Source organism: Streptomyces sp. V2I9 (assembly GCF_030817475.1).
Lineage (GTDB): Bacteria > Actinomycetota > Actinomycetes > Streptomycetales > Streptomycetaceae > Streptomyces.
Genome location: NZ_JAUSZJ010000002.1, coordinates 185,277 through 208,955 on the forward strand (window position 1 = coordinate 185,277; position 23,679 = coordinate 208,955).

Genomic DNA, 23,679 nt, shown 5'->3' on the forward strand with positions numbered 1-23,679 from the left:
CGTACTGGTGGGTAGGGAGATGTTTGGTGGCTGACGGTCTTGGCGTTCTGTTACGCAGGCTGCGCGAGGAGGCGGACCTGACGCAGGAGCAGGTGGCCGAGCGGTCCGGGGTCAGCGTGCGCACCATCCGACGGCTGGAGAGCGGCAGGTCGTCGAACCACCGGATGGGGACAGTGAACCTGCTGGCGGACGCGCTCGACCTCGGGGAGGAGGCCCGCCGGAGTCTGGCGGCGGCCCTCGCCGGAGCGCGCAGCATCCCGGCTGCCCGATCCGGAGCGGAGGAGGAAGATCGAACCGGACCCGGGCCTGAGCAAGAGGCCGGGCTCGTCCCCACCGGAACCGCCGCTCGTCGCCCCGGGCATGAGCCGTCGGGCCCGGCGCCCTCCTCCCCTGTCCTGTTGCCCGTCCCCCACTCACTCGCCGACGCGGCGCAAGAGCTGGCGACGGAGGTCCGGCGCCGCTGGCGCCGCGAGGAGGCCCAACGTCGGGTCCACGACCCGTTCCCCCTTCCTGTCCGGTGGAGACCGCTGGCGGCCTGCCTGACCGACAGCGCGGAGAACATCCAGCGTCTCGGGCCGGGTGAGGCACCGTCCGAGGTGAACATGGACGGTGACCTGCGGAGCGTGGCCGACGTCTACCGCAGGATCCCCTCCGGACGCATGGCGATCCTGGGACGGGCAGGCTCGGGCAAATCCGTTCTCACGATCAGACTCACCTTGGACCTCCTGGAAGCCCCGGCCCCGGACGGCCGCGTGCCGGTCATCTTCAGCATCGGTGGCTGGGATCCGTCGACCACCGCTCTGCGGGACTGGCTGATCGGTCGGCTGCTGCGTGACCACCCCCATCTGGCCCGCCGCGGGGCCCACGGGGCGACCTTGGCCGTCGCACTGTTCGACGCCGACCTCATCCTCCCGGTGCTGGACGGATTCGACGAGATCGCCGAGGGGCTGCGGCGCGAAGCGTTGGACGCGCTCAACGCGACCTCCTCCCCGCTCGTTCTCACCAGCCGACGCGACGAATACGCCGAAGCAGTCCGGTCGGCCCGCGCGCCTCTCGTCTGGGCGGGGGGCATCGAGCTCACCGACCTCACCTTCGACGACCTCGCCGACTACCTGCCGCGCACCACCCGCACCGTCCCGCCAGGCGACAGCGGCGACAGCGGCGACAGCGGCGACAGCACCACCGAGCCCGGGACGGGATGGGAGGCGGTCCTGGCAGCACTCCGCACGCGCGAGACCCGGGCGGCCGCGGACCTCGCCACGGTGCTGACCACCCCGCTCATGGTCATCCTCGCGCGCACCCTGCACAGCGAGACCCCCGGACGGGACCCCTCCGAACTCCTCGACGCCACCCGCTTCCCCTCGGTGAAGAGCCTGGAGGAACATCTGCTGGCGGGCTTCGTGCCCGCTGTCTACCGGCGCCACGTCCCGGAACGGGACGCCGCCGGCCGGCAGCCGAAGGCGCCGTACGCGGACCCTGCGCGTGCCGAGCGCTGGCTCGGCCACCTCGCCCATCACCTCGTGCGTTCCGACCGGGAGCAGCAGGATCTCGCGTGGTGGCAGCTCGGCGACTCGCTGTCCCGCTCCGCGCGGACCCTGGCCGTCGTCCTGGCCACTGCCATGAACGTCGCCCTGGCCAACTGGCTGGTCGGCCTGCTGCTCACGCCGCTGGGACTCGGTGAACTCCTCGTACAGGGAAGCCTCATGGGGCCTGCGGCGGGGTTGGCCTTCGGTTCCGTCTACGTACTGACGGACAGGTCCGGTGGCGCGGCGGCTTTCGAGCCGGTCCGTATCCGGCTGAGGCTGCGTCCCACGCCCGGCAGTCTGGGCCGCAGGCCCCTTCGTACCTTCACGGTCCGGTTCGGGCACGGCCTGTTCGGCGGGGCGGTCATGGGCATCGGATGCGCCTGGGCTCTCGCCCTCGGACGCGAGCCGGCGGCGGGGACATCGTTCACCGATCCGCGGGTCATCGAAGGAACCCTGATCGACATGCTGGTCCTGGGGCTGATCTTCGGCACGGCCGCGGGTCTCGTCTTCGGGCTCATGGCCATGCTCGAAGCGCCCGTCGACGTCACTGCTGCTGCCACCCCGGTAAGCCTGTTGCTCGCGAACCGGGCGACGGTGGGCCGGCAGTTCCTCATCCTGGCTCCGATGTTCACCCTGGCCATCGCCTTCGGCGGACACGTGATCGTCCTGATGCTCCAGGACTGGATGGGACCACTCCACTGGGGTCTCGCGGACAGCCTGTTCATCGGAACGATCGGCGGCCTCGGCGGGGCGGCCTCCTACGTGCTCGCTTTCACCGCCTGGGGACAGTGGTTCTTGCTCGCACGTGTCTGGCTGCCCCTGACCGGCCAGCTCCCCTGGGACCCCGCGGCCTTCCTGGACGACGCCTACCGCCGAGGGGTGCTGCGCCAGACCGGCGCCGTGTACCAGTTCCGCCACGTCCGGCTGCAGCACCACCTCGGAAGCCTGTACCGCCGGCAGCACCCCGACTTCGCACCGGCCACCTTCCCGCCCTCGTCGACCGGCACCGCCTGATCCCACGGGTATGACGGCCGCCGTCCGCCCGTGTGGCGCGATGAGTGGGCGTGCCGGGGCAGCCGGTCACCAATGGCCGGTGGTGTGGCCTGTCGGCCGGGCGGCACGGGACTGCAGCATGGGGGACGTCCGGCTCGCGGCAGTCCACCCCGTCGCGAGCCTCCTCGACGAAGGGCCCCCGATGACACCCCTGCGCCTCACCGTGTTCGGCGCGGCACTCGCGCTCGCCGCTCTGACAGGCACCGGCGCCGCGACCGCATCGGCCGTCGCGTCGCCGGCCGCCGTCGCCGCGTCCACGGCCGCAGCCGTCCCCCTCTTCACCGACGGCTACGGTCTGACTCTGGTGTCCGAGGACACGGAGGTGCACAGCCCCACCGACTTCACCCTCACCGTCACCACGAAGCAGCTCTCCGGGAAGCACAAGATCCGCATCCTCCTTCCCGCCGGATACGACGCCGACCCCGATCGGCGCTGGCCGGTCACCTACTTCCTGCACGGCGGCGGCGGCAACGTGGACGATGTCGCGGCCGCACCCGCACTGCACTCGGACTCGATGATCACCGTGGTGCCGGACGGCGGGCTGAAGGGCTGGTACGCGAACTGGCTGATGCAGAACACGGCCGAGGGGGCCGCGAACTGGGAGACCTTCCATCTCACCCAGGTCGTCCCGTTCATCGACGCCCATCTCCGGACTCGCACCGACCGGGCCCACCGGGCCGTCGCCGGACTGTCCATGGGCGGCTTCGGCGCCCTTCACTACGCACAGACCCGGCCCGACCTGTTCGGCCACGCGGCCGCTCTGTCGGGTGGCATCGACTTCGGCAAGTGGGAGATCCGCGGGGCCGTCCTGGCCACCGAGCTGAACCTCTCAGGCGCCTGGTGCGCGGCGAGCAGCTCGTCCGGATCCGGGGACGGCACCTGCGTCGGCCACGGTCCCTACGTGGACAGCGACGCGATCTTCGGCTCCCCGTACCCGGTCTTCAACGCCGACCGGGTGTGGAAGGCGGTCGATCCGGCCGCGCCCGCCAACCTCGCCAAGCTGTCCAACACCGGTGTCACGCTCTACACCGGCAACAACGATCTCATCGACGTCCACACCGCGGCAGCCTCCAAGACCGTCCACGACCGCCTGGGCCGGCTCGGCATCCCGAGCCGTCTCGTCGACTACGGAAACGGCGCCTCGCTGGCCCCGAGCTGCAACGGCGGTCACAACTACGGCTGCTGGGCCCCCGCCTTCGCCGATTACGTCCCGCGCCTCGAAGCCGCCTTCGCCACGGCCGGCTGATCGCCCCGCACCGAGCCGCGGCGGGGCGGGGCGGGGGCTGTGGCAGCCGCAGATCAGGCACTCGCCCTGGCCCGGTCTCCCCCGGCGGCCGACCGCGAATCGTTCCAACGGCACCCCAAGCCAGTCCTACGAGCCCTGCGACCGGGCGCGGCTTCCGGAGCGTCACCGTCCGGCGGAGCCGCGACCGGCATCCGGGCCGCCCCGAGCGGGGCAGCCCATCCTTCCCAGACCGAGGAGAACAGAGTGAAGCTCAGCAGCAGGCGGCTCCCGGCCGTCATAGGCGCGGCGGCGGCGATCGTCATGATGGCGACGGCCACGGCACACGCCGCCCCGAATGACGAGCACCCCGCCACGCGCACGGCGCTGAAGGCGTTCCAGTCCGTCGCGGGCCCCGGCGCGGCGGTGTACGCCGGCGACAACACCGGCGCATGGACACTGTCCGCCGGCACCGGCACGATCAACACCACCAAGCCGATCCAGGCCGACGAGCATTTCCGCATCGGCAGTCAGACCAAGACGTTCACCGCGGCGACCGTCCTGCAACTGGTCGACGAAGGAAAGGTCGCTCTCGACACGAGCATCGACACCTACCTGCCGGGCACCGTCAACGGCAACGGATATGACGGCACCCGCATCACCGTGAGGCACCTGCTCCAGCAGACCAGTGGAATCGCGGGGTACGACCCGCTGGTCTCCTTCGCCCTGGTCGAACCGAACGGCACGTACAACACAGCCACCCTCGTGAGGGAAGGTCTGAAGCGGGCACCGGTCTCCGCGCCGGGCGCCGGATGGACGTACTCGAACACGAACTACCTGATCCTCGGCATGCTCATCGAGAAGGTGACGGGCCTGCCGGTCCACGAGGCCGTCACGCGCCGGATCATCGAACCCCTCGGGCTGGACCGCACCGTCTTCCCCGCCCCCGGCGACCGTGCCCTGCCCTCCCCGGCCGTGCCCGGCTACCACGGTGCCCGGGTCGGCACGTTCTACTTCTGGAGCCTGGCCTTCTCCTACGATCCGTCCATCTTCAGCGCCTCCGGAGCGATGGTCTCCACGATGGAGGACCTCAGCTCCTTCTACTCGGCGCTGACCGCCGGCAAGGTCGTGTCGCCGGCGTCGCTGGCGGAGATCGAGAAGGTGCGGGACCTCGGAGGCGGCGGCTACGGCCTGGGCATCCTCAAGATGAACCTGTCGTGCGGTGGCGAGGCGTGGGGACACAACGGCGGGGTCCCCGGCTACCTCACCCAGACCATGGTCACCAAGGACGGTCGGCACGCGTCCGCGATGTCCAACGCCTACCTCCTCGGCACCACGTCCACCGCGAAGCTGGCTGCGCTGGTGGACACGGCCCTGTGTGAGAACCGGGGCTAGAAGGCCGATTCCCGGGGACCGGCCGGCCACTCGGCCGTCGCGACAAGGGAGCCCGACGCCGCTGTCCGCTTGCGGCGTCGGGCTCCTTCGCGACCGCCCCCGGGTACACACCGACGACGAAGGGAAACGTTCGTGCGGCAGACGAGAAGCGTGGGGCGGGCAACCGCCGGATCGCGTGCAGTGCGGTGATGGGCCGCTTGAAGAGCTTTTAGGGATCCGGTCGGCGGGCCGCTCATCACGGCGATGTCCGCGTGGCAGACGCCCGCCACCGTGACCTTCAGCAGGACCGGGCCGGGCTCGGGGTCCGGGACGGTGACCCTCTCGGGAGCGGCTCCGACCGCTCGGTACTGGAGGGCCTTCATGGGGACTCCTCGCTCTTTCCCTGCTCTTTCCCTCGCGTGATTCCTTCGTCGCCCCCCTCTCCCCCGCGCGCCACTCGGGGCCCCGGTCAGGGGGCCGAGTAGCCGCCGTCCACCAGGTGGTAGCTGCCGTGGATGAGGGAAGCCCGGTCGGAGAGCAGGAAGGCGGCCGGTTCGGCGACCTCCTCGGCCGTCTCGGCCGACGCGTTGCTTCGCGCTTCCGGCGGGCGGCCACCCGTACGACGGGGCCCGGCGCCCGGCCCCGCGGAGGGCCGGTCAGCGCGGCGGCGTGCGGGTCCCGTCCGCCGCCGGGAGGGTGGCGGGAACGAGCGCGGAGAGGAATTCCGTACGCCGGCGGAGCCGGAAGCCCAGCGACTCGTAGAGCCGGACGGCTCCGGTGTTCGAGGCGGCCGCGTGCAGGAACGGCGTCTCGCCGCGCTCCCGGATGCCGTGCGCGACCGCCCGGACGAGGCGGCTCGCCAGCCCCAGTCCCCGTACGGACTCGTCGGTGCAGACGCCGCTGATCTCCGTCCAGCCCGGCGGGTGCAGCCGCTCCCCCGCCATCGCCACCAGGACGCCGCCGCGACGGACGCCCAGGTACGTGCCCAGCTCGACGGTGCGGGGAAGGAAGGGGCCGGGGCGGGTGCGGGACACCAGCTCCAGCATCTCCGGCACGTCCCGTGGCCCGAGGCGGACAGCCTCCGGATCGGGTGCGGCGTCCACCGATACGTCGACGAGCTGGACGCCTTCGGCCCGGAAGGCGATCTCCCAGTCCGGCGGCGGTGCTTCCTGGAACGCGGCCAGGGCGACGGGGGTCCCCGGACCGGCGAGCGCCGCGACATCGGCCCAGTCCGGGGCCTGCGGGGTGTCGGGGAGCGCGACCCAGGAGGCGATGTCGGGGGGATAGCGCAGGATCAGCCCCCGGCGCTCGGCGAAGTGGGCATGCGGACCGGTCAGGGAGGACCTGACCGGGTTGTCCAGCGGGTGGAGCGGGGGGTGGGCAACGGCCGGAGGTGGTGCGTCGGCCAGGGTCCGGGTGTCGTTACGGGACATGGTCTTCCTCGTTCCGTCCAGCGCGCGATTCTCGGCAGAGGGTGCCCGGCGGTCGAAGCGGCGCACCCGTCGGCGGCGGAAAGCCTCGTGGCGGTGCGGATATTCCACGGGGCGCGTCTGTTCATCACGCCGTAACCACCGGAGCCCGGCCACCCGGCCGCCGGGCACCGGCCACCCGCTCCCGGTGCCGCGGGAGCGAGCGGTCAATTCGACTCATCCCTAGGCCGATACGCGCCGCTCCACCCCCAACCGCCGCCCGGCTGTGGCACTCTGGTGGCGACCGCCCCACCGGGCTCCCCCGTACCGGTGGGGCGGTTCTCCGCACCCCTCGAGCGCTGCGGCGCTCCGCCGGGGTCCTGTCGCGGCCCCTCCCGGAGCTTCGGCCTCCCTTCCCCCGCGGCTCTCCCCCGCCCCTCCCATGACGCCCTCTCAGCGGCGAACGGGTCCTCCTCACGGCCGACTCGCACCGCGCCGGCAGATCAACTCGTTCTCGCACGCATGAGAGTCATGGCCCCGGGCAGGCGAACAACCCTGAAGACCTTCGAACCAGGGAGCGTGAAGCGACATGACCGTGCAGACCTCGCAGACCGCACAGTCCGTGCGGACGGCCGGTACGGGGGGCGTGGGGTCCACCGAGGACCTTCCCTGGATCGAGGACGCCGGCAAGATCGCCCCGATGGACGCGCGCCGCCTCTCGCGCCTCTTCTTCGACCGGCTCCAGGTCCTGGAGGAGGGCACGCACGAGTACCAGTACGCGCGCAACACCCTCATCGAGATGAACCTGTCCCTGGTCCGGTTCGCCGCCAACCGCTTCCGCAACCGCGGCAGCGGCGACATGGAGGACATCGTCCAGGTCGGCACCATCGGGCTCATCAAGGCGATCGACCGCTTCGACCTCTCACGGGAGGTCGAGTTCACCTCGTTCGCCGTGCCGTACATCGTCGGGGAGATCAAGCGGTTCTTCCGCGACACGAGCTGGGCGGTGCACGTGCCGCGACGGCTCCAGGAACTGCGGGTCGATCTCGCCAAGGCGAAGGAGGCGCTGGCGGCCGAGCTCGACCGGGACCCCACGGTGCGGGAACTGGCGGAAGCCCTGGGGATCGAGGAGTCCGAGGTCACCGAGGGGATCGTCGCTTCCAACGGCTACACGGCGGGATCCCTGGACATGCCGACCGACACCGCGGAGAACGGGACCGGCCAGAGCGCCGCGCGGACCTTCGCCGATGTGCTGGGCAGCCCCGACCCGGCCATGGAGACCGTGGAGAACCTCCACGCCCTCGCGCCCCTGCTGGACGAACTGGACGAGCGGGAGCGCCGGATCATCGACATGCGCTTCGGCCAGGAGATGACCCAGGCGCAGATCGGCGCGGAGCTGGGCATCTCGCAGATGCACGTGTCCCGGCTGCTGAGCCGGATGCTCGGCAAGCTGCGGAACGGGATGCTCGTCCAGGAGTGACCCGCACCGCGCACCACCCGCCGGACGGCCGGTGACGGGGGGCGCGCTGCGGCGGTGAGCGGACGGGAGGCGGGAGGCGGCGAGGACGCGCCGCCTCCCGCCGCCGTGCGGTGGGAGCGCCGAGGGGGACGTGGCCGTCGCCGGACGAGTGCTGCGCCCACATTGCCGTCGTGTTGCGGGAAGTGACGGGCCGTTGCGGGTTCGTGGCCGGACGGGCGAGACACTTCCCCGGCTGGGGAACAGCGGCCTACGTTCCGTACTCAGTCCGTCACCGCCCCGTGCGAGGAACCACATGAGCCAGCCCCTCGACTCCGTCACCGCAGGCCACACCCCCGAGGACCAGGACCGCCCGATCCCCGGCCCCGCCTGGTCGTTCGAGACCAGGCAGATCCACTCGGGCGCCGTCCCCGACCCGGCGACCGGCGCCCGCGCGGTGCCGATCTACCAGTCGACGTCCTTCGTCTTCCGCGATACGCAGCACGCGGCCGACGTGTTCTCGCTGGCCGCGCCGGGCAACATCTACACCCGCATCCACAACCCCACCCAGGACGTTCTGGAGCAGCGCATCGCCGCGCTGGAGGGCGGGGTGGCGGCCGTCGCGCTGGCCTCGGGGCAGGCCGCCGAGACCCTGGCGATCCTGACGCTGGCCGGGGCCGGGGACCACATCGTCTCCTCCCCGTCGCTCTACGGCGGGACGTACAACCTCTTCCGGCACACGCTCCCGCGCTTCGGCGTCGAGGTGACGTTCGTCGAGGACCCCGAGGACCTGGCGGCGTGGCGGGCGGCGGTCCGCCCCGACACGAAGGCGTTCTTCGCCGAGACGCTCGGCAACCCGCGCGGTGACGTGCTGGACGTCCGGGCCGTCGCCGACACCGCGCACGAGGCCGGGGTTCCGCTCATCGTCGACAACACCGTGCCGACCCCCTTCCTGCTGCGGCCGATCGAGCACGGCGCGGACGTCGTGGTCCACTCCGCGACCAAGTTCCTCGGCGGCCACGGCACGACGATCGGCGGGGTGGTCGTGGACGCCGGCACGTTCGACTTCGGGGCGCATCCCGAGCGCTTCCCCGAGTTCCACGAGCCCGATCCGAGCTACCACGGGCTGCGTTACTGGCCCGACCTCGGCCCGAGCGCGTTCGCCGTGAAGCTCCGGGTGCAGTTGCTGCGCGACCTGGGGCCCGCCCTCTCACCGCATTCCGCGTTCCTGCTGCTCCAGGGCGTCGAGACGCTGAGCCTGCGGCTGGAGCGGCACACCTCCAATGCGCTGGAGCTGGCGCGCTGGCTGGAGCGGCGCGACGAGGTGGCGGCCGTGCACTACGCGGGGCTGGAGTCGAACCGCTGGTACGAGGCCGGGCAGCGCTATCTGCCGCGTGGGGCCGGGGCCGTGCTGGCCTTCGAGCTGACGGGCGGGGCCGAGGCGGGCCGGCGGTTCGTGGACGCCGTCGAGCTGTTCAGCCACCTCGCCAACATCGGGGACGTACGGAGCCTGATCATCCATCCGGCCTCCACCACGCACAGCCAGCTCACCGAGGAGCAGCTGATCGCCACCGGCGCCACCCCCGGCCTGGTGCGGCTGTCGGTGGGGCTGGAGAACGTGGACGATCTCAAGGCCGACCTGGAGGCGGGCTTCCGGGCGGCGAAGGCGGCGTCCTGAACCGTCTGCCCCCGCACCGCACGCTCCCTCTCCCGCCTGCCTCCGGCGGCCGGCGGGAAGGGGATCCGCCCGGTCGTCGCCGCTGGGCGGTGATCGGGGACCCGCTGCCCCTGGAGTCCGGCGCCCGGCTTCCGGGGGTGTGCCTGGCGTACGAGACCTGGGGGCGGCGGGCCGTGGACGGATCGAACGCCGTGCTGCTGCTGCACGCGCTGACGGGCGACAGCCACGCGGCCGGTCCCGCCGGTCCGGGCCATCCGACGCCCGGCTGGTGGGACGCGCTCGTCGGTCCGGGCCGGGCGCTCGACACCGACCGGTGGTACGTCGTCGCGCCCAATGTCCTGGGCGGCTGCCAGGGCAGTACCGGCCCCTCCTCCCCCGGCCCCGACGGCGTGCCGTGGGGGTCCCGGTTCCCGTATCTGAGCGTGCGGGACCAGGTGGCGGCGGAGGCGGCGCTCGCCGATGTGCTGGGCATCGACCGGTGGGCGGCCGTTGTCGGCGGCTCGATGGGAGGCATGCGGGCCCTGGAGTGGGCGGTGAGCAGGCCCGGGCGCACCGGTGCGCTGCTCGTGCTCGCCGCCCCGGCGGCCGCGTCCGCCGAGCAGATCGCGTGGGGTTCGGTACAGGTCGGCGCGATCCGCTCGGACCCGCGCTGGCGGGGCGGCGACTACCACCGGGCGGCCCCGGGCGACGGCCCGCACCGGGGCCTGGGCCAGGCCCGCCGCATCGCCCACATCACCTACCGGAGCGAACCCGAACTGGCCGCCCGCTTCGGCCGGGAGGCGCAACCCGGCGAGGAACCGCCGCGCGGCGGCCGCTACCGGGTGGAGTCCTACCTCGACCACCACGCGGACAAGCTGGTGCGCCGGTTCGACGCCGGGAGCTATGTGGCACTCACCGAGGCGATGAACGGGCACGACGTCGGCCGGGGCCGGGGCGGGATCGCCCGCGCCCTGCGCCGGGCGGAGCTGCCCGCCCTGGTGGCCGGGGTCGACTCGGACCGGCTGTACCCACCGGCGCAACAGGAGCGCCTGGCCGCGCTGCTGCCGGGGGCCGACGGTGCGCACACCATCGCCTCGCCCTGCGGGCACGACGGGTTCCTCGTCGAGACGGAGCAGGTGGGCGCGCTCGTACGCGAGTTGCTCGCGCGGACGGGCCTGCCGCGGCAGGCCCCACCAGTTCCCACCGCTCCCTCGTCGCCCTCTTCCTCCCACCCGAACCACGCGTTTCCCCATCTGACCCACGAGGAGCTTCCATGAGCCCGGTTCCGACCGAGGACGCCTACGACCGGATACGGATGCGGCAGTGGTCCGAGGGACGGGCGCGCTCCGCCGGGATCGAGCGCCGCGATCTGCTGAAGCTGATCGCGGCGGCCTCGGCCGCCGTGCCGCTGGCCTCGGTCGCCGCCCCCGCCCGGGCGGCGGACGGGCTGCCCGGAGTGGTCAAGCCGCTGCCGCCGGAGCTGTTCACGCTGCGCGGCACCAACGCGGAGACGAACTTCGCCGCACTGCGGGGCACCGGGCCGCTCACCCCGGCCGACCGGTTCTTCGTCCGCAACCACACCGCCACTCCGCTCATCGACCGGGCGGCCTGGAGGCTGACGGTATGGGGCGACGGGCTGCGGGGCGGGCCGGTGGAGTTCGCCCTCACCGATCTGCTGGAGCTGCCGGCGGTGACGCGCACGGCGTTCGTCGAGTGCGCGGGCAACGGACGCAGCTTCTTCACCTCGCAGCAGGGCCAGGCGGTCGGCGGCACCGCCTGGACGCTCGGTGCGATCGGGACGGCGCGCTGGCGGGGGGTGCGGCTGGCCGACGTGCTGCGCCGGGCGGGAACAGGCCGGCACGCGGTGGACGTGCTGCCGCGCGGGCTGGACGCCGAGGTCGTCACCGACGGGGTGAACCTGGGCCGGGTGCGCCGTCCGCTGCCGGTGGCGAAGGCACTGGAGGACGTACTGCTCGCGTACGAGATGAACGGCGAACCGCTGCCGCCCGACCACGGCAGCCCGGTGCGGCTGATCGTGCCGTCCTGGGTGGGCATCGCCAGCATCAAGTGGGTCGGTGACATCGAGGTCAGCGCCGAGCCGCTGCTCACGCCGTGGAACACGGGCCTCTACCGCCTGTTCGGCCCCGGGCACCCACCCGAGGGAAGCGCGCCGCTGACCCGGCAGACGCTCAAGAGCGCCTTCGAGCTGGCCCCGGGCGCCGCGTTCCCCGTCCACCGGCGGGCACCGCTGACGGGGCGTTCCTGGTCGGGCGGGGCCCCCGTGCGGACCGTCGAGGTCAGCACGGACGAGGGTGTGCGCTGGCGGAAGGCCCGGCTGCGGGACGAACCACGGGCCGCGAGCTGGGTGCGCTGGACGGCCGACTGGGTGCCGAGGGAGCGGGGACCCGCCGTGCTGCTGGCGCGGGCGACGGACCGTTCGGGGCGTACGCAGCCGGTGGCCACCGCGCACAACACGCAGGGCTATCTGTTCGACGCGGTGGTGCGTCACCCCGTGGTGGTGAACTGACCTCTGCCACCCGGCGACATCGGGGCACCGTGACGGCGGTCCGAGCCGCCCCGTCACGGTGCCCGGCGGGCCCCGGCCAGGACGGCGGTGTGCACGGAGCGGGCGATCCTCGCGCCCCAGGGTGAACGGGGCCCCGCGAAGGGCTCGCCGCCCTCGGGGCCCGGTTCGGGGGCGGCCACGCAGACGGCGTCCGTGGGGGTTCCCGAGCAGTCGAGCCCGGCGTCGAGGAGGGCCTGGACCTTGGCCTCGGTGGCGGTGGCGACGGCGTTGACGAGGGCGGCGTCGGAGAGCGGCACGGGCACCGTGAGCACGATGTTCACCGTGCCGGGCCGGAACGGAGCCACCGGGACGCGCGAGGAGGCGCCGGCGGGCCGGGGGGCGGTCTCCGGGACCGCAGCCCAGCCCCGTACGCCGAGCCCCGTGGTGACGGTCGCCGTGACGCCGCCGTCGTGAGCGGTCGTGTACGCGGCGACCTCGGCGGCCGTCATCAGCCCCGCGCCCGCCCCGGTGAGCCCTTCCGCGGCAGCGATCTCGGCGAGGTGGCGGTCCGGGTCGAGGCGCGGATAGCCGCCGGGGACCTGGGCGTTGAGAACCCAGGACCGGGGACCGATGCCGCCGCCGAGGACCGCGCTGCTGCAGACCCGGAAGCCCGGCCCCAGCCGCCACAGCAGGTGGTGGAGGCGGTGCCCGTCCTCGTGCCGGTCGTGGAGTTCCGCGCGCGGTCCGCCGCGTCGGGCGGGCGGCCGGAGGCGTACGGAGGAGATGGCGCACCCCTGGTGGCTCGGCGGTTCGGTGGTGGTCCGCGCTCCGGCGGCCCTGATCCGCCGATCCTACGCGGAGCCCGGCCGTTCACCCGATCGGCGTAACGCGTTGCGGGGCGGTTCGATCCCGGCCGTGGGAAGGCCCACGGCCGGGAGCGCGCTTTCGGGGTCTCGATCCGGGCGGGCGGCCGGTTGCACCGGCCATGCGGGTGGGGCGCGATGGAATCCGGACGCGCCACCTCTGGTGGAGCCACCCACAGGGCGTGCCCGAGAGGAGGAATCGGTTATGGGAGCCGCTGACGGTTTCACGGATTCCGGAGAGCTCGACGGTCTGACCGTGTACGACAACGACGGTGAGAAGGTCGGCAGCGTGGGCCGGGTGTACGTCGACGACGACACCGGCAAGCCCGACTGGGTCACGGTCAAGACCGGCCTGTTCGGCATGAAGGAGAGTTTCGTTCCGCTCGCCGGAGCCCGTCGGGTGGGCTCCGACCTGCACGTCGCCCATCCCAAGGAGAGCGTCAAGGACGCGCCCCGGGTGGACGCGGACGCGCACCTCTCCGTGGCCGAGGAGGAGGAGCTGTACCGGCACTACGGCCTGGCCAGGAAGTCCGGCAACCTCGGCGGGGAGCGGTCGCAGGGCATGGACGCGCCGACCGCCGCCGGAACCGGGGCGATGGGCGCCGCGGGGACGAAGGGAGCCGCGGGCATGACGGGAGCGGGAGCGGGCAAGCACCGCGACACGGACGCCTCCACCACGGCACGCCCGCTGGCGGGCGCCGGGGCTGGGACGTCCCGCGCGGCCGGCATGAGCGGCAAGGAGGAGCTGATCCGCTCCGAGGAGCAGCTGCACGTCGGCACCGAGGAGTACGAGAGCGGCCGGGCCCGGCTGCACAAGTACGTGGTGACCGAGGAGGTCACCCGGTCGGTGCCCGTCTCCCACGAAGAGGTCCGCGTGGTCCGCGAACCGCTCCGTCCCGGTGACAGGACCGCCGGGACCACGGACTTCGGCGAGCAGGACGTCGAGGTCACGCTGCACGCGGAACGCGCCACCGTACGCAAGGAGACCGTGCCGGTGGAGCGGGTCCGGCTGGAGACCGACCGGGTGACCGAGCAGAAGGAGGTCTCCGCCGAGGTCCGCAAGGAGAGGATCGACTACGCGGACGGGACGGACACGGGCACCGGCAAGGACGCCGGCGGCGAGTTCGGCCAGGGGCGACGCCGCTGACCGGACCTCCTCGGTGGCCGACAGGCCGCTCCCATGTCCTCGGCCGCCGGGCGGGCCCGCAACGGGTCCGCCCGGCGGGCTGTCCGGTGTCGTTCGCGATCAGCGGCGGGGCAGAAAACGTACCGAGGGGCGGCCGTCGGGACCGTCCGGGGTGACGACCGCCCGCACTCCGTAGACGTCCCTGATGAGCCCCTCGGTGATGACCTCGGCCGGGGTGCCTCCGGCGACGACCCGGCCGGCCTTCATCACGGTGATCCGGTCGCAGAACATCGCGGCCAGGTTCAGGTCGTGCAGCGCGACGACGCTGGTGACGGGGAGGTCGGCGACCAGGGTGAGCAGGTCCAGCTGGTGCTGGATGTCGAGGTGGTTCGTCGGCTCGTCCAGGAGGAGTTCGCGGGGCCGCTGGGCGAGGGCGCGGGCGATCTGGACGCGCTGGCGTTCGCCGCCGGACAGGGTGTGCCAGGACTGCCCGGCGCGATCCGTGAGCCCGGTGCGCCGCAGCGCGTCGGCGACGGCGTCCTCGTCGGTGCGGTCCGGGGCGGACCAGGCGCGCCGGTGCGGGATGCGGCCGAGGCGGACGACGTCCAGGACGCTGAGGTCGACGTGGGTGACCGCGTGCTGGTCGACGACGGCGATCCGGCGGGCGACGGTGCGGCGGCCGAGACCGGCGAGGGGGTCGCCGTCCAGGGTGACGACACCGGTGTCCGGGGCGAGGAGGCCCGCGAGGATCCGCAGCAGGGTGGACTTGCCGGAGCCGTTGGGGCCGAGGAGCCCGACGGTGGAGCCGGGCGGCGGGGTGATGGCGACGCCGTCGAGGATGAGCCGGCCGCCCGCCTCCCGGCCGACGCGCTCGGCGCGCAGGCCCGTGGAAGCGCTCATGAGGTGCTCCGGGTGCGGTACAGGACGAGGACGAAGGCGGGGACGCCGATCAGCGCGGTGACGACGCCGACCGGTACCTCCTGCGGGTCGAGGACGGTCCGGGCGAGGGTGTCGACCCAGACCAGGAAGACCGCCCCGGCGAGCGCGGTGACCGGGAGGAGTCGCCGGTGCCCGGAGCCGGTGAGGGCGCGGGCGGCGTGCGGCAGGACCAGGCCGACGAAGCCGATCGCCCCGGCGGCGCTGACCAGGGCGGCGGTCAGCAGGGCGGTGGTGCACAGCAGCACGGTCCGGGTGCGGGCGACGTTCACGCCGAGCGCGGCGGCGGCGTCCTGCCCGAAGGCGAAGGCGTCGAGCGTGCGGGCGTGGGCCAGGCAGATCACCAGGCAGACGGCGAGCACGGCGGAGCACAGGGCGACCTCGCTCCAGCCGACGCCGCTGAGCGAGCCGAGGAGCCAGAACAGCACCCCGCGGGTCTGCTCGGCGTCGGCGGAGGTCATCACGACGAAGGAGGTGAGGGCGGAGAAGAGCTGCATCGCGGCGACGCCGGAGAGGACGACGCGGTCGGTGGAGCCGCCGAGGGTGTGGCTGAGCGACAGCACCAGGGCGAAGGAGAGGAGAGCCCCGGTGAACGCCCCGGCCGACAGCGACACCGCTCCCCCGCCGACCCCGAGGACGACCACCACGACCGCCCCGGTGGAGGCGCCGGAGGAGACGCCGAGGACGAAGGGGTCGGCGAGCGGATTGCGCAGCAGCGACTGCATCACCGTGCCGCACACCGCGAGTCCGGCGCCGCACACGGCGGCGAGGAGGGTGCGCGGCATGCGGAGGTTCCAGACGATGCCGTCCCGGATCGGGCTGAGGTCACTCGCGCCGAGCCCGAGGTGCGCGGCGACGGTGGAGCGGACGTCGGGGACGGAGATCCGGGCGGGCCCGATGGTGACGGCGACCGCGACGGAGGCCAGGAGGAGGAGCAGGCCGCCTCCCCAGAGCAGCACGGCGAGCGGAGCACCGATCCGTGCGGGGCCGTCGGGGTGGGTGGCGGCGGGCGGCGCGTCGGCCCGCTCTTCGGCCGCACGGCTGTCCGCGCTCACTCCGCGAGCCCGAAGTCGCGCAGTCCGGCCGCGACGCGCTCCAGTCCCTCGACGGTCCGGATGGTGGGGTTCATGGCCTGGCCGCTGAGGAGTACGTAGCGGCGGTTCCTGACGGCGTCCATCGTCTTCGTGACCGGGTCGGACTCCAGGAACTCGATCTTCTTCCGGGCGCTCTCGGCGGTCTGCGTCGTGCGGCTGAGGTCGCCGATGACCAGGACGTCGGGGTTGCGGTCGGCGACGGTCTCCCAGTTGATCTGGGGCCATTCGTCGCGGGTGTCGTCGAAGACGTTCTTGGCCCCGAGTTCCCTGGTGATGACGCCGGGCGCGCCGCAGCAGCCCGCGAGGTAGGGGGCCTTGGAGTCGGAGAACCAGTAGAGGAGGGAGGTACCGGAGGCGTCGATGCCGTCGGTGGCCTCGTCCACGCGGGTGCGGAGCTTCTTCACCAGGGCGTCGCCGCGTTCGGGAACGTCGAACACCTGGGCCAGTTCGCGTACTTCGGTGTAGACGCTGTCCATCGTCAGGGGTGCGGTGCGGGCTCCGTCGCCGCCGCCGCTGTTGTCCTTGCCGACGCAGTCGGCGGGCGAGATGTAGGTCGGGACGCCCAGCTTCTCGAACTGTTCGCGCGGGGCGACGCCGCCCTTGGCGAGGGTCGAGGCGAACGAGGCGGAGAGGAAGTCGGGCTCCTTGTCGAGGACCTTCTCCGAGGACGGCCGGTTCTCCGCTATCCGCTCGACGCCCGCGTTGGCCTTCTCCAGCCCCTTCATCACCGGGTCGCTCCAGGTGGCGGTACCGGCGAGCCGGTCGGCGAGGCCGAGGGAGAGCAGGATCTCGGTCGAACCCTGGTCGACGGAGACGGCCCGCTCGGGCGGGGCCTGCACGGTGACGGTGCGTCCGCAGTTCTCGAGCGTGAGCGGGAACCCGGCGGTCCTGCCGCTCTCGTCGCTCCTGCCGGGTCCCTGGCCGCCGCAGGCGGTCAGCGTGAGCAGGCCCGCCGCGAACAGGGCGGCGGTACGTATCGGGGCGGAGGTGGCTGTGGGCAGCACGAAGGACCTCGGTGTCTCTGGGCCCTGTCGCGGAGCCCGTCGTACGGTTCCCGCGCCCGGGTACGGGCGCGGGCGCCAGCAGGTCTTCGGACTCGGGTTCGTCCGGGCGGGACGCCTTCCCGGAGCGCGGGTGCGCTCCAGTGGCCGTGGCCCCGCCCGTCCCCCTCACCGCTGCGCGTCAGTTCCGGGTTCGCACCGGATTCCCTGACCCCGTCGCTGGGGTTCGACTGGCCCCGGCAAGCTATCACGCGCCTTCGCCCGGACCAGGGACGGTGCGACCAGCCGGTGCGCGGGGCCGGTGCGGCGTGGGATCGGCCCGCCGCACCGGCCCGTGGAGGGCTCCGCCGGGGTGCCGGAACCCGTGGTTCACCCGGTCCGAGCGGCACGGAATCCCGAGGTCAGGGGGCGGCCTGGAGGGCGATCACCGCGTTCTGGCCGCCGAAGCCGAAGGAATGGCTGACGGCCCGCCGTACGGGTGTCACGCGCGGGGCCTTGGTGACGCAGTCGATGTCGAATCCGGGCTCGGGGGCGTCCAGGTTCGCGATCGGCGGGATCACCCCGTGCTGGAGCGTGAGAATCGTCAGGCCCGCCTCGATGGCGCCGGCCGCTCCCATGCAGTGGCCCAGGACGCCCTTGGGGGCGGTGACGGGCGGCCGGTGCGGGTAGGCCCGGCTGATGAGCGCGGCTTCGGTGGCGTCGTTGAGGGGGGTCGACGTCCCGTGCGCGTTGACGTGGTCGACGTCTCCGGCCTGCCAGCCCGCGTCGCGCAGCGCCGCGTCGACGGCTTCCCGCGCGACCGCCCCGGAAGGGTGGGGGCTGGTGGGGTGGTGGGCGTCCGTGGTGGCGCCCGTGCCGGCGATCAGCGCTCGAGGGGCGGCTCCTCTGGACCGGGCGTCCTCGGCCCGTTCCAGGACCATGACGGCGGCGCCCTCGCCCATGACGAGCCCGGCCCGGTCGGCGGCGAAGGGGCGGCAGAGCCGGGCGGGGTCGCCGTCCCGCGGTGCCGCCGCGCCGGAGCGGCCGAAGCCGGTCATGGCGACCGGGAAGACGATCGACTCGGTGGCCCCGGCGATGGCGATGTCGCAGTGGCCGAGCGTCAGCATGTCCCGTGCGACCGAGAGCGCGGTCACCCCCGACGAACAGGCCGTGCAGGGGGCGAGGCTGGGGCCGGTGGCCTTCATGTCGATGGCGATCTCGGCCGCGGGCATGCTCGGGATGGTCAGCAGGATGCCCGAGGGAGAGGTGGCCTCGGGGCCTCGCCGGTCCAGCGCGACGGCCTGTTCGGTGAGCCCGGCGGATCCTCCGCTGCTGGTGCCGACGACGACGGCGACCCGGGCGCCGTCCCACTGCGCGGGGTCGAGCCCGGCGTCGGCGACCGCCTCGCGGGCGGCCAGGAGGGCGAACTTGACGTACCGGCCCATCCGGAAGGCGGTCCGGCCGCCGACGGCGTCGTCGAGGTCGATGCCGGAGACCGTGCAGGCGAAGTCGACCGCGCAGCCCCGGAGTTCGGGAACGGTCGCGGCGGGCGAGACGCCGGCGCGGACTCCGTCCCAGGTGGTGTCGGTGGTGTGGCCGACCGGGGTGATCATTCCCAGCCCGGTGACGGCGATGGCGGGTCGCTTCATCGGGTGTTGCTCACCGGCACCGTCGCTTCGGCCTCCATGCTGCCGACGGCCGCGTCGATGTACGCGGTGATGTCGGCCAGCGTGGCGTCCTTGTAGAGCTTCTCGGAGTCGGCGGTGACGCCCAGGGTCTCCTTGATGATGACGGCGAACTCGGCGACCGCGAGGGAGTCCATCTCCAGGCTGTCCATGGTGGACTCCGGCAGGACCTCGGCGGCGGGCACCTTGAACGTCCCGGTCAGCACCTCGGTGATCTTGGGGTGGATGGTCGTCATGGTGATTCCTCTCGTCGGCGTTCGTTGGGTGGAGCGGTTTGCTGCCGGGGGTGGGGAACGCGATGGCCCACCGCCCGAAATAACTGGATGAAGATATTCCGGTTACGCCTTCGGGTGAACCGATTCGTCAGCGCTCACCTGCGGCTTCTCGAACCATCGGGCGAGCACCGACGCGGTCCCCCAATACGCCATCAGCACCCCTCGGGTACCGAGCGCCGCGACCTTCTCCCGCAGCGGTCGCCTCCTGCTGCCGCAGACGGGCCGGCGGAACTCCCCCGCCCGGCTGCGGGCTCCGGCCCTGCGGCCCCGGTGCCAGGGGCCCTCGGGGTCGTCGTAGACGTCGGCGTAGCGGGGGCCGGCGATGGGCCAGTCCGACATCAGGCGCTCGGGAAGCGCGAAGGTCGCCACCAGCGAGGGGGTGTGCTCGGCCACCACGGCGACCGCCTCCTCCATCGCGTCGGGGAGCGAGGTGACCTGATCGGCGGTCAGCCGTCCGGCGGCGAGCAGGTCACCGCTGTTGCGGTCGATCCACCGGAGCGCGAAGAGCCGCCGCAGCTCGGTGAGGCGTTCGCGCGCCTCGCCCTCGGGCAGCCGGGCCGCGGCCTCGGCGTACGCCTCGTCCGCCTGCCGGTAGGCGTGGGCCTCGACACCGCGCAGCGCGGCCGGGGAGGCGGCGTTCCAGCGGCCGAGCGGGTCGCCGGGCGGGGCGGCGCTCATCCGCGCGCGGGCACGGGCGAACCAGAGGTCCTCCACCGCCCCGAACAGGCTGCCGAGGAAGGCGGGGTCTCCCGGGTCTCCGGGGCCGTCGCCCTCGACGGCCTCCCGTTCGGTGGCGCTGAACAGCATCTCGGCGGCGGCCTTGGCGTGCACGGCGAGGTTGTCGCCCTCGGCGGTGATGGCGCCCTCGATGCCGGTGAACAGCTCGGTCATCCCGTTGTTCTCCAACAGCCCCTGGGCGCCGCAGCGCTCACGGCATTCGACGATGACGTCACGCGCCCGCCAGGTGATCCACCCCTTGGCGACGGCGACCAGGCGCTCCGCCTCGTCCCGGTCGGCCTCCGGGGCCGACTCCCAGCGGTCCAGGGCCCTGCGGTGCAGCAGGCTCATCGCGTAGACGGTGGCCATCGCCCCGGCCAGCGGCCCGTGGTGGGTGCGGTGCGCGTACACCGGGACCTGCCGGGCGGCGCGGGACGCGGAGATCATCCGGTGTCCGGCGTACCGGACGGCGATGGCCAGGGTGACCCGCGCGGAGCCGACCGCGCAGGCGCTCATGGAGAGCTTGCCGGGGGTGACCCGCCCGATGGAGGCGAGGAACCGCCTTCTGCGGTTGGGTACGTCACTGCGGAACCGGCCGTCGTCGCCGATCCGCCCCTGCTGCCCGGCGAGCAGCGCCCCGCGCGGGACGAAGCAGCGGTCGAAGGAGGTCAGGCAGTGGTCGACCGGGGACCCCATCCGGGCGGGCAGCCGCCGCACCCGCACCCCCGGCAGGGCGCGGTGGGCGTCGGTGAGCGGGGCGAGGAAGAGGAAGACCCCGTGGTCGGTGCCGTCGGCGAGCAGACGGGCCGCCACCACACCGGACTTGGGGCCTCCGGCGGGGCTGGTGTTGGGCATGAACTTCTGCGCCCCGGCATGGGGGGTGTGGAGCACGAAGCCGTCGCGTTCACGGTCGTACGTCGCGGTCGTCTCGATCGCCGCCGCGTCGTTGCCGTGCGCCACCTCCGTACAGAGGAAGGTGCCCACGCGGCGCAGGGCGAGGAAGTCGGACAGGTCGCGCGAGGTGCCCGCGTCGTGGTCGAGGAGGCTGCCGAGGAAGAGGTTGTAGTGGATGCCCGCCACGGTCGTCAGGGCGGGGTCGACCGGGCCGAGCCATTCATGCAGGGCGGACAGCGCGCGCGGGTCGGCGGCCACCCGCGCACCGCTGTCCAGCGCGTTGTTGAGGATGCGCAGCCGGTGGTAGGAGAGAGCGAGTCGTTCGTCGGGGGTGCCGCCACCGGGGCGACGAAACGGTTCTGTTGTCAGCAGGCGACGCCAGAATCCGTGTTCCTGACGGAAGTTCGGTCCGAAGAGCACGGTGGTGAGCAGGTCGTTCGTGGACGGCGAGGCCGCGTCATTCATGGGTACGGTCACAACACAGTAACGATCAAGGAACGGCGAGGACACCCCTCGCCGTCCTGAAATGCCCCCGTATATCAGGCACGTTGGAAGGCGAGGGCGACATTGTGGCCGCCGAAGCCGAAGGAGTGGCTGAGCGCGGTCTCGACCCGCTGGTGGCGGGGTTCCTTCGTCACACAGTCGAGTGGGAAGGCATCGGGCAGCGCGTCCAGGTTGGCGATCGGCGGCACGGTGGAACGCTCCAGTGTCAGCACGGTGGCCACCGCCTCGATCGCGCCCGCCGCCGCCAGGGTGTGCCCGAGGACGCCCTTGGGCGCGGTGACCGACGGCCGGTGCGGGAAGAGCCGGGAGACGAGCGTGGCCTCCATGGCGTCGTTGAGCGGCGTGGAGGTCCCGTGGGCGTTGATGTGGTCGACATCGCCCGGCGCCCAGCCCGCCTGGTCGAGGGCCGCCTGGACGGCGCGCTGGGCACCGTACCCGTCGGGGGCCGGGGCGGTGGGGTGGTGGGCGTCCGTGCTGGAGCCGGCCCCGGTGAGCAGGGCGCGCGCGCGGCCCCCGCGGGCGCGTACGCCTTCCTCGCGCTCCAGGACGAGCATGGCCGCGCCCTCACCGATGACGAAGCCGTCCCGGTCGGCGGCGAACGGACGGGACGCGGCCGCCGGGTCTCCGCCACGGGTGGACAGCGCGCCCATCCGGGCGAACGCGGTGACCACCAGCGGGGTCAGCACCGCCTCCGCGCCGCCCGCCACCACCACGTCGCAGCCGCCGGTCAGCAGCAGATCGCGGGCGACGGCGACGGCCGTGGCCCCGGAGGCGCAGGCGGTGGCCGGGGCGAGGCTCGGGCCGCCGGCCTTGAGCGCGATGGCGACCTCGCCCGCCGCCGCGTTGGGGATCATCATGGGGACCAGCAGCGGGGAGACCGCGTCGGGGCCCGAGGCCGCCAGTCTGGCCGCGTTGTCGACGAGGACGGAGACACCGCCGACGCCCACGCCGAGGACCACGCCGACCCGGCTGCCGTCCCACCGGACCGGGTCGAGGCCGGCGTCGGCGACGGCCTGCCGGGCGGCCACCAGCGCCAGCTTCACGAACCGGGCCATCCGCCACACCGACCGGCCGCCCACCGCCGCGTCCAGATCGATGCCGTCGACCGGACACGCGAAGTCGACCGGGAGTCCGGCCAGTTCGTCGCACCGCCGGGCGGTGGAGTGCCCGGAGCACAGTCCCTCCCAGAAGCTGTGCTCGTCCGCCCCTGCGGGTGTCACCAGGCCGACGCCCGTCACCGCGACGGCGGCGGTCCGGGCCTCGGCGGCCTGATCAGCGGGGAGCGACATGCTGTGTTCCTTCCATCGAATCCGTGCACATGGTCTGCGGGGTCCCGGGCCAGCGGAGTGCCGCCGAGCCCCAGGTCAGTCCGCCCCCGAAAGCGGTGAGCAGCACCCGGTCGCCGGGGCGGAGCAGGCCCCCGTCCGCCGCGTCGGCCAGGGCCAGCGGGATGGAGGCGGCTCCGGTGTTGCCGACCTGCTCCAGATGGGTCACGCACCGCTGCGGGGCGATGCCGACGCGTTCCGCGACGGCGCGCAGGATGCGGGCGTTGGCCTGATGCGGCACGAAGCGGTCGACCTCGGCCGGGTCCCAGCCGACCCGGTCCAGGAGCGCCCGGCAGGAGTCGGTCATCCGTTCGACGGCGTGCTGGTAGACGGTGGCGCCCCGCATCCGGAAGTACGCGTCGCCCGGGCCCGGCGGCTTGCCGCTCGCCCGTTCCCGTGCGCCGCCGCCGGGGACGGTGATCAGGCTGTAGCCCGTGCCGTCGCTGCCCAGGTCGAACGCGAGCAGTTCGCCGGGGTCGCCGGGCAGCCCGGCCGCCACGAGGGCGGCGCCCGCCCCGTCGCCGAAGACGACGCCCGCCGAGCGGTCGGCCGGGTCGAGCCAGGTCGAGTAGACGTCGGCACCCACCAGCAGGACGCGGTCGTAGAGCCCCGAGGCGACCAGGCCGTGGCAGACGGCGAGGCCGTAGACGAAGCCGCTGCACACGGCGGCGATGTCCAGGGCCGGTACGGTGCCGAGCCCGAGGCGGGCCGCGAGCGCGGGGGCGGTGCCCGGACAGAGGTGGTCGGGGGTGGCGGTGGCGAGGACCACCGCGTCCACCTCGCCCCTCGCCGGGGCGCGGGCCAGCAGCCGGGCGGCCGCTTCGTAGGCGAGGTCGCCCGTCGCGACGTCCGGTCCGGCGCGGTGCCGGCTGCCGATGCCGGTCCGGCGGCGGACCCAGGCGTCGTCGACCTCCCAGTCGGCGGGGAGCCGGTCGTTGGCGACCGGCTCGCCCGGCACCCAGCCCGCCACGCTCTGCAGCACCGCCGTGCGTGGTCCTGCCGCTAAGACGCCCGCCCGCGCTCCCGGCTCCGTACCGCTGCCGGCCGCCCGTCTCCTCGCCACCCGTCGCCCCGATC

General features: G+C 73.4%; 18 protein-coding genes, 2 pseudogenes and 1 riboswitch. Of the genes and pseudogenes, 8 read left to right on the top strand and 12 right to left on the bottom strand.

Annotated elements, in window-relative coordinates; all coding sequences use genetic code 11:
- Nucleotides 1–26 precede the first annotated feature (26 nt).
- From QFZ71_RS00845 to QFZ71_RS00855, 3 genes are all read left to right on the top strand, one after another.
- Nucleotides 27–2,540, top strand: a complete 2,514-nt coding sequence (locus QFZ71_RS00845; RefSeq protein ID WP_307666310.1) for a helix-turn-helix transcriptional regulator — start codon at nucleotides 27–29, stop codon at nucleotides 2,538–2,540.
- A gap of 181 nt (nucleotides 2,541–2,721) precedes the next feature.
- On the top strand, nucleotides 2,722–3,825 hold the full coding sequence (locus QFZ71_RS00850; RefSeq protein WP_307671300.1) for an alpha/beta hydrolase family protein: 1,104 nt from the start codon (nucleotides 2,722–2,724) through the stop codon (nucleotides 3,823–3,825).
- A 243-nt stretch (nucleotides 3,826–4,068) separates the two neighbouring features.
- The gene (locus QFZ71_RS00855; protein ID WP_307666311.1) at nucleotides 4,069–5,196 is read left to right on the top strand and encodes a serine hydrolase; all 1,128 of its coding nucleotides are present in this window, start codon (nucleotides 4,069–4,071) and stop codon (nucleotides 5,194–5,196) included.
- A 224-nt stretch (nucleotides 5,197–5,420) separates the two neighbouring features.
- Here the strand turns inward: QFZ71_RS00855 and QFZ71_RS00860 are convergent.
- The 3 genes and pseudogenes from QFZ71_RS00860 to QFZ71_RS00870 all read right to left on the bottom strand — a co-directional run.
- A pseudogene (locus QFZ71_RS00860) lies at nucleotides 5,421–5,558 on the bottom strand (NAD(P)-dependent alcohol dehydrogenase); the annotation flags it as partial.
- An 86-nt stretch (nucleotides 5,559–5,644) separates the two neighbouring features.
- Nucleotides 5,645–5,749, bottom strand: a pseudogene (locus tag QFZ71_RS00865) (SDR family oxidoreductase); the annotation flags it as partial.
- 82 nt (nucleotides 5,750–5,831) lie between these two features.
- Nucleotides 5,832–6,608: a GNAT family N-acetyltransferase gene (locus QFZ71_RS00870; protein ID WP_307666312.1), complete on the bottom strand. Its 777-nt coding sequence runs from the start codon at nucleotides 6,606–6,608 to the stop codon at nucleotides 5,832–5,834.
- 565 nt (nucleotides 6,609–7,173) lie between these two features.
- On the opposite strand from QFZ71_RS00870, the gene QFZ71_RS00875 reads away from it, so the two are divergent.
- The 4 genes from QFZ71_RS00875 to QFZ71_RS00890 all read left to right on the top strand — a co-directional run bounded on the left by QFZ71_RS00875 (nucleotide 7,174) and on the right by QFZ71_RS00890 (nucleotide 12,224).
- On the top strand, nucleotides 7,174–8,064 hold the full coding sequence (locus QFZ71_RS00875) for a SigB/SigF/SigG family RNA polymerase sigma factor (protein ID WP_307666313.1): 891 nt from the start codon (nucleotides 7,174–7,176) through the stop codon (nucleotides 8,062–8,064).
- A 292-nt stretch (nucleotides 8,065–8,356) separates the two neighbouring features.
- Entirely contained in the window at nucleotides 8,357–9,718 is a 1,362-nt protein-coding gene (locus QFZ71_RS00880; protein WP_307666314.1) for a bifunctional o-acetylhomoserine/o-acetylserine sulfhydrylase, read from the top strand.
- On the top strand, nucleotides 9,715–10,974 hold the full coding sequence (locus QFZ71_RS00885; protein ID WP_307671301.1) for a homoserine O-acetyltransferase: 1,260 nt from the start codon (nucleotides 9,715–9,717) through the stop codon (nucleotides 10,972–10,974). Before QFZ71_RS00880 ends, QFZ71_RS00885 begins: the two co-directional genes overlap by 4 nt.
- Complete coding sequence (locus QFZ71_RS00890; RefSeq protein ID WP_307666315.1) at nucleotides 10,971–12,224, top strand: sulfite oxidase; 1,254 nt, start codon at nucleotides 10,971–10,973, stop codon at nucleotides 12,222–12,224. The genes QFZ71_RS00885 and QFZ71_RS00890 overlap by 4 nt, the downstream gene beginning before the upstream one ends.
- Nucleotides 12,225–12,277: 53 nt before the next feature.
- Here the strand turns inward: QFZ71_RS00890 and QFZ71_RS00895 are convergent, their stop codons facing one another.
- Nucleotides 12,278–12,988 carry an adenosylcobinamide amidohydrolase gene (locus QFZ71_RS00895; RefSeq protein WP_373465176.1) on the bottom strand — a complete coding sequence of 237 codons (711 nt, stop codon included), beginning with the start codon at nucleotides 12,986–12,988 and terminating at the stop codon, nucleotides 12,278–12,280.
- Between the two features lie 283 nt (nucleotides 12,989–13,271).
- Between QFZ71_RS00895 and QFZ71_RS00900 the strand changes: the two genes are divergently transcribed.
- Nucleotides 13,272–14,213 carry a PRC and DUF2382 domain-containing protein gene (locus QFZ71_RS00900; RefSeq protein ID WP_307666316.1) on the top strand — a complete coding sequence of 314 codons (942 nt, stop codon included), beginning with the start codon at nucleotides 13,272–13,274 and terminating at the stop codon, nucleotides 14,211–14,213.
- A 99-nt stretch (nucleotides 14,214–14,312) separates the two neighbouring features.
- On the opposite strand, the gene QFZ71_RS00905 is transcribed toward QFZ71_RS00900, so the two are convergent.
- From QFZ71_RS00905 to QFZ71_RS00940, 8 genes are all read right to left on the bottom strand, one after another.
- The gene (locus tag QFZ71_RS00905; RefSeq protein WP_307666317.1) at nucleotides 14,313–15,092 is read right to left on the bottom strand and encodes an ABC transporter ATP-binding protein; all 780 of its coding nucleotides are present in this window, start codon (nucleotides 15,090–15,092) and stop codon (nucleotides 14,313–14,315) included.
- Nucleotides 15,089–16,183 (bottom strand): FecCD family ABC transporter permease, encoded by a 1,095-nt coding sequence (locus QFZ71_RS00910; RefSeq protein WP_373465065.1) that lies wholly within the window; start codon nucleotides 16,181–16,183, stop codon nucleotides 15,089–15,091. Before QFZ71_RS00910 ends, QFZ71_RS00905 begins: the two co-directional genes overlap by 4 nt.
- Nucleotides 16,180–17,226: an ABC transporter substrate-binding protein gene (locus QFZ71_RS00915; RefSeq protein WP_307666319.1), complete on the bottom strand. Its 1,047-nt coding sequence runs from the start codon at nucleotides 17,224–17,226 to the stop codon at nucleotides 16,180–16,182. Before QFZ71_RS00915 ends, QFZ71_RS00910 begins: the two co-directional genes overlap by 4 nt.
- Nucleotides 17,227–17,285: 59 nt before the next feature.
- Nucleotides 17,286–17,473, bottom strand: a riboswitch (cobalamin riboswitch).
- Between the two features lie 151 nt (nucleotides 17,474–17,624).
- Entirely contained in the window at nucleotides 17,625–18,851 is a 1,227-nt protein-coding gene (locus QFZ71_RS00920) for a beta-ketoacyl synthase (RefSeq protein ID WP_307666320.1), read from the bottom strand.
- Nucleotides 18,848–19,123 carry an acyl carrier protein gene (locus tag QFZ71_RS00925; RefSeq protein ID WP_307666321.1) on the bottom strand — a complete coding sequence of 92 codons (276 nt, stop codon included), beginning with the start codon at nucleotides 19,121–19,123 and terminating at the stop codon, nucleotides 18,848–18,850. Before QFZ71_RS00925 ends, QFZ71_RS00920 begins: the two co-directional genes overlap by 4 nt.
- A 102-nt stretch (nucleotides 19,124–19,225) precedes the next feature.
- A complete protein-coding gene (locus QFZ71_RS00930) occupies nucleotides 19,226–21,238 on the bottom strand; it encodes an acyl-CoA dehydrogenase (protein WP_307671304.1) in 2,013 nt (670 codons plus the stop codon).
- Nucleotides 21,239–21,312: 74 nt separating this feature from the next.
- Entirely contained in the window at nucleotides 21,313–22,566 is a 1,254-nt protein-coding gene (locus QFZ71_RS00935; RefSeq protein ID WP_307666322.1) for a beta-ketoacyl-[acyl-carrier-protein] synthase family protein, read from the bottom strand.
- Nucleotides 22,550–23,584, bottom strand: a complete 1,035-nt coding sequence (locus QFZ71_RS00940; protein WP_307666323.1) for a beta-ketoacyl-ACP synthase 3 — start codon at nucleotides 23,582–23,584, stop codon at nucleotides 22,550–22,552. Before QFZ71_RS00940 ends, QFZ71_RS00935 begins: the two co-directional genes overlap by 17 nt.
- Nucleotides 23,585–23,679 lie beyond the last annotated feature (95 nt).